The 3,279-nt window shown below is 60.8% G+C and carries 3 protein-coding genes; 2 read left to right on the forward strand and 1 reads right to left on the reverse strand.

The window, feature by feature from the left end; translation table 11 throughout:
- Positions 1–928: 928 nt before the first annotated feature.
- Positions 929–2,194: a hypothetical protein gene (locus DD1DGNOD_RS07940; protein WP_206443023.1), complete on the forward strand. Its 1,266-nt coding sequence runs from the start codon at positions 929–931 to the stop codon at positions 2,192–2,194.
- A 209-nt stretch (positions 2,195–2,403) separates the two neighbouring features.
- Positions 2,404–2,958, forward strand: a complete 555-nt coding sequence (locus DD1DGNOD_RS07945; protein ID WP_131769787.1) for an HD domain-containing protein — start codon at positions 2,404–2,406, stop codon at positions 2,956–2,958.
- On the opposite strand, the gene DD1DGNOD_RS07950 is transcribed toward DD1DGNOD_RS07945, so the two are convergent.
- On the reverse strand, positions 2,946–3,279 hold a 334-nt coding region (locus DD1DGNOD_RS07950; protein WP_131769788.1), incomplete at its 5' end, for an NUDIX hydrolase. The two genes, DD1DGNOD_RS07945 and DD1DGNOD_RS07950, sit on opposite strands and share 13 nt — an antisense overlap.

The following is a 3,279-nucleotide window of genomic DNA, read 5'->3' on the forward strand; positions in this document are numbered from 1 at the left end:
CTGCGACCTGGTGCTTAGAAGGCACGGATTGCACCTAGTGACACAGGTCTCGGCCAAGCTCAGACCGTACGTCGGCGTCCGCTGCCGTTCGCCGACGTACGGGGACGTTGCTACAGCGGTTGCTACACCTCGGTGCCGCCAGCCGCATCGGCACCCCTCCTTGGAGAGTCGGTCCGGTCCGTCCATCGGCGTCCAGATTCATCCGCATAGTAGCCCTGACCTGGGCATCGGCTCCGCTGTTGTCCGCCACCTTCCGCGAGAGTAGGCAGTTGACTGATGATGGCTGCCGGCGTCCAGGCGAATCCACCGCCGTCCGCTGGCTTGGCTGCCACCGTGGCTGCCAGTCGGCCCCGCTACCGACCGCCTGATTACAAGATCGGCATACCTAGTCCGCTGATGTCCGCCCTCGTCCATCGAGCCTGCTCACACTCCTGCCCGTGTCCACCTCCATCCAGCAAAGACACGTCATCCGAGCCGCCTGGGTTCCTTTGGGGCCGGGAACACCTATTGCTATTATGATCTTCAACTGTTGATCTGTCGGCGTTTGGGGTTCCTAGTGCGAGTGGATTGGAATGCGGCACGCCATGTTTTCGATGACATGGTGAGCACGCTCCTGAGTTTGGAGCATCCGGAGGCCGAACGGCTCGACGGGTCAGGCGGGGACGGCGGCCGGGATGTGCAGATCCGAGCGACCGAAGGAACGAAGATTTTCCAGTTGAAGTCGTTTACTGGGCGCGTTTCAGCTCGGAGCCCAAAACGCCGAAGTCAGGTCGAGCAATCCTTGAGAGCCGCTGCCCAATTCTCTCCCGTGTCGTGGTCGCTCGTGGTCCCGATTGACCACAACCAGTCAGAGCTCGAATGGTTCGACGATCTTCGTAGTCGGTACGCTTTTCCATTGTTCTGGTGTGGCAAGAGTTGGCTCGACAAGATGATGATCAAATATCCAGCTGTGCCCCGATACTTTCTTCTGGGGGCGGATAGTGAGGTTGTCCAGATTCTAAAGGAGCTGAATGCCGAGCAGGGGATTCTTCATGGTGGTGCACCAGACGCCCTCGATCGCTTTGTTCGGTTAAGTGAGCGGCTCGACGAAGCGTCACCCCACTACAAGATCGACCTGGCGAGGAGCGATCGGGAGTACAAAGTAACACTCAGGCCCCGTTACCGGGGGGCCGAGCTCGATCAGCCCATAAGCTTCGTCCCTCAGCTACAATTCGGTGATTCGGAGTTCGACAAAGAGGCCGCCCTCCGTTACCAGGAGTTCGTCGACTTCGGCGGAGATGTAGAGCTAGGCGAATCGCATGTCCGATCGTTTACTGTTACCGCCCCGCTCGGCCTAGGTGGATACTTCACCGGGGGATCTCTGAGGTTCTCCAGCAATCGAGAGGACCTCAATCCGGCACTCAACATAAAGCTGCTCCTGGTGGACGGGCAGGGTCGAATCGTTTCGAGTCTTCCGGGATCCTTGACTCAAAGAATCTCGGGACAGGCTGGAGGAATGCTGTTCGGTCAAGATTTGACGGGATTCGTTCGGATCCAGATTCGACTCGATCGAAGAACTCACAGATGGAAGCTTAATCTGGACTACTCATTGCCATCGAGTGCGCTCCCTGCAACCGTACTGCCAGTGCTTAGATTTCTGCGGAAGGCGAAAACGCCAAACTATCTAGCTTTCAGTCTCGATGGAATTCAGATCGGCGAGCCCTGTGCGCTGCCCTCGCGAGAAGTCGTATCCGAGGAAGCCTTTAGAACCGTCGAGCAACTAGAAAGAATCCAGGCGCTGACCTCGACGTCATTTGCGCTTCCTCGCGAGCTTACTCCCGACGACTATGCGGCGCTGCTTAGGTGCATCGATCTAATCGACCGCGGTCGCATCAATGCTGGACGTCAGTCGATGATCATAACCCTCTCGCCTCACCGGGATATCGAAACGTTGAACTCGCTAGACTTGGATAGGCCGACGGCGATGCGACTCTGCAGCCCGGACTACTATGAGGAGATTGCGGGAAATCGTATATACTTCGGCGAGGCGAATATATCGCTGAGGTCGGCATTGATTGTCAACAAGAGCGAATTTCGTTCGGCGCTCGACGGCTCCGCCGCCGAAGATGTGCGAGTGGAAGTCATGCCAGTCGAGGGGGCGTCGATAGAGGTCGACCTGCTCTCACCTACCGACATTCGCGACGATACAGAATAGACAGCCTCGACGGTAGCTTGACGTGTCCATGGCCGGACGTTTGCGTCGAGGATCGGCGACGCGCCGGCGAGCATGGCGCGCCAGCGCCACGCGCAGCCGTCGCGCGGCGCCGATCCTCGCGCCGGCAGGCTCTTGATCCTAAAACGGCTAATTCGGCAGTCCACGGGACTCGGCTGACGTCGGGCCGGGGTGTACGTACCGTCGTGTGGGTGGATGTAGTGGCTGCTGAGCGGTTGGCGAGCGAGCTTCTTGCGCCTTTGGGTGACCGGTGGGCTCATGTGCGGGAGGTTGCTGCCCGTGCGCGGGAAGCGGCGGTGGCGGTGGAGCCGGAGGAACGGGACCTGTTGGTCACCGCGGCCTGGCTGCATGACATCGGCTATGCCCCGGCGGTGGGGCTGCTGCGGTTCCACCCGGTGGACGGCGCCCGGTTCCTTCAACAGCGCTCGGACGTCTCCCGTCGATTGTGTGCGTTGGTGGCGCATCACTCCTGTGCCCGGATCGAAGCCGAGGAACGCGGCCTGTCCGACGTGCTGGCCTCCTGGGAACTGGAGGAGTCGCCGGTGATGGACGCCCTGGTGTTCGCGGACATGACGACCGGTCCGAAGGGACAGCGGTTCACCTTCGCCGAACGGGTGGAGGAGATTTTCTCCCGGTATGGGGAGGGTTCGGTGGTGCATCGCTCGATCGCGCGTGCTCGTCCGCTGCTGGGGGTCTCGATTGATCGGACGTTGCACCGTCTGGCGGTGGCTGGTCAGCCGATGTAAGGCGTGGGGCGGCCTTCGAGGTAGTGGTTGATCCGTAGCCGCATGGACGGGTGGATGTTCAGCTTGTCGAGGTCGGCGGGGGCGACGAACTGGACTTCCTTCGTCTCGCTGGAGGTGCGCAGGGTGCCGCCGAGCATGCGGGTGGTGAAGCACAGGGAGAACTGTTGGCGGACCTCGCCGTCGTCGTAGGCCAGGACGTGCCGGGGGTTGGTGTACACGCCGATCAGGCCGGTGACCTCGATGTCGATGCCGGTCTCCTCCTTGGTTTCCCGGACAGCGGCGTCCGCGATCGACTCGCCGAGGTCCATGCCTCCGCCTGGC

This window comes from Candidatus Protofrankia californiensis (assembly GCF_900634765.1).
GTDB classification, from domain to species: domain Bacteria; phylum Actinomycetota; class Actinomycetes; order Frankiales; family Frankiaceae; genus Protofrankia; species Protofrankia californiensis.